The 2,232-nt window shown below is 67.5% G+C and carries 3 protein-coding genes; 2 read left to right on the top strand and 1 reads right to left on the bottom strand.

The genetic code is table 11. From position 1 onward, the window contains the following. A partial coding sequence (locus tag AC5RV2_RS17240) for a hypothetical protein (protein WP_494093352.1) occupies positions 1 to 277 on the bottom strand: 277 nt, incomplete at its 3' end. Between the two features lie 104 nt (positions 278 to 381). On the opposite strand from AC5RV2_RS17240, the gene lipB reads away from it, so the two are divergent. Together lipB and lipA are read left to right on the top strand one after the other, a co-directional pair. Next, entirely contained in the window at positions 382 to 1,098 is a 717-nt protein-coding gene (lipB, locus tag AC5RV2_RS17235; protein ID WP_493999490.1) for a lipoyl(octanoyl) transferase LipB, read from the top strand. Then, entirely contained in the window at positions 1,095 to 2,099 is a 1,005-nt protein-coding gene (gene lipA, locus AC5RV2_RS17230; RefSeq protein WP_493999489.1) for a lipoyl synthase, read from the top strand. Before lipB ends, lipA begins: the two co-directional genes overlap by 4 nt. Positions 2,100 to 2,232 lie beyond the last annotated feature (133 nt).

The raw sequence follows: 2,232 nt of genomic DNA, 5'->3' as shown, positions 1-2,232 counted from the left end.
AGCAGGCGGCCGCGGATCGCGAGGTTGGCATAGGCGAAGTCATTGTGGCCGCGGGCGAGTTCCTCGGCGGCGGTCCTCCGCCGTCGTCGGAGGAGGAAGCAGGCGGCGCGGACAGCACCTTCAGGGCATACTCCGTTCCGGTCAGTGCATCGCTGACCAGCCATACCGAGGCCGAGGCGCCGCTGCCCAGCCACCGCTGCACGTGCAGCCCCGGCGCCGCCGGGCGCGGCGGTTCCTGCTCGACGGAGGCCGCCCCGGGTGTCTGCCCATCTTCCATGGACCACTTGTACTCCGTTTGGCCGCGGGGTGCAGGAGTTATCCACAGCAATTGCGGCGTTACACAAATAGCAGTGCCCGGCCCCCGGAGCGTAGTCTTGCTGAATGGCTCTTGAGTTTTCTCGGCTGGGCTTCGCCCCTGACTACGTCGATTATGAAGAAGGCTGGGCGCTGCAGCGCAAGCTGCACGCCGAAGTCGTGGCGGGCACGGCGCCCAGCACCGTGCTGTTGCTGGAGCACAGCGCCGTCTACACCGCCGGCAAGCGGACCGAAGACCATGAGCGGCCGCTGGACGGCACCCCCGTGGTCAGCGTGGATCGTGGCGGCAAACTGACCTGGCACGGCCCCGGCCAGCTGGTGGGTTACCCCATCGTGGCTCTCCCGGATCCCACCCGGGTGGCCGACTACGTTGACATCCTCGAGCAGGTCCTGATTAACGTGCTCGCCGGTTACGGCGTGGCCGGCACCAGGATGGAGGGCCGCTCCGGCGTCTGGATCGAGGCCGACGAGCGCGGTCCGGCCCGCAAGATCGCCGCCATCGGCATCCGCGTCAACCGCCGGGTAACCATGCACGGCTTCGCGCTCAATTGCCGGAACGACCTGGCACCCTACAGCCAGATCATTGCCTGCGGCATTACCGACGCCGGCACCACCACCATCCAGGCCGAGACCGGGCTGGACGTGGCTCCGGCCGACATCGCAGACCGGGTGGAGGAAGAACTCCGCTCGTTCGAGACATCCCTGGTCAAAGCCGGCACTCCCGGCCCCGCGGCCACCGACACCGACACTGGCCACCGCCAGACCGAAGGAGCCCTGTTGTGACGCTCGCCCCTGAAGGACGCCGCCTGCTGCGCGTCGAGGCCCGCAATGCAGCCACCCCCGTGGAGCGCAAGCCGGACTGGATCAAAGCCAAGGTCAACATGGGCCCCGAGTACGTGGGCATGAAGAACCTGGTCAAGAAGGAGGGGCTGCACACCGTCTGCGAAGAGGCAGGCTGCCCCAATATTTTCGAATGCTGGGAAGACCGCGAGGCGACGTTCCTGATCGGCGGCTCCGAGTGCACGCGCCGCTGCGACTTTTGCCAGATCCACACGGGGAAGCCCTCACCCGTCGACATCCTGGAACCCACCAAGGTGGCCCAGTCGGTCCAGCAGATGAACCTGCGCTATGCCACCGTCACCGGCGTGGCCCGCGACGACCTGGCCGACGAGGGCGTGTGGCTCTACGCCGAGACCATCCGGAAGATCCACGAACTCAACCCCGGCACCGGCGTCGAAATCCTGATTCCGGACTTCTCCGGAAAGCCCGAACACATCACGGCCATCTGCGACGCCAAACCGGAGGTGTTCGCGCACAACGTGGAAACCGTGCCCCGGATCTTCAAGCGCATCCGGCCGGCCTTCCGCTATGAGCGTTCGCTCGATGTCATCACGCAGGGCCGCGACCAGGGCATGGTCACCAAGTCCAACCTGATCCTGGGCATGGGTGAAACCCGCGAAGAAATCTCCGAGGCGCTGCGCGATCTCCACGCCGCCGGCTGCGACTTGGTGACCATCACCCAGTACCTGCGCCCGACCGAACGCCACCACCCCGTGGAGCGCTGGGTGAAGCCGGAGGAATTCGTGGAACTGAGCCAGGAGGCCGAGGAGATCGGCTTCCTGGGCGTGATGAGCGGGCCGCTGGTGCGCTCGTCCTACCGCGCGAGCCGCCTCTGGGCCACCGCGATGCGCAAGAAGGGCCTGGAGCTTCCGCCCCAGCTCGCCCATATCGGCGAGTCCGGCAGCACCCGCCAGGAAGCCGCCACGCTGATTGCAGCCCGGTAGCTGAACCGCCGGAACCGCGGCCCGGGAGCCAGCCCGCGGCCGGGCCCCGGCCGGGTCCGCAAACCGCACGCCTGCCGCCGCCCTCAACCGAGAAATGGACATTATGGCCCAAAGCACCCCTTACGACGCCCCC

This window comes from Arthrobacter sp. Y3225116 (genome assembly GCF_059091245.1).
The sequence above is the reverse complement of the archived record's forward strand: the minus strand, read 5'-3'. Positions and strand labels throughout refer to the sequence as shown.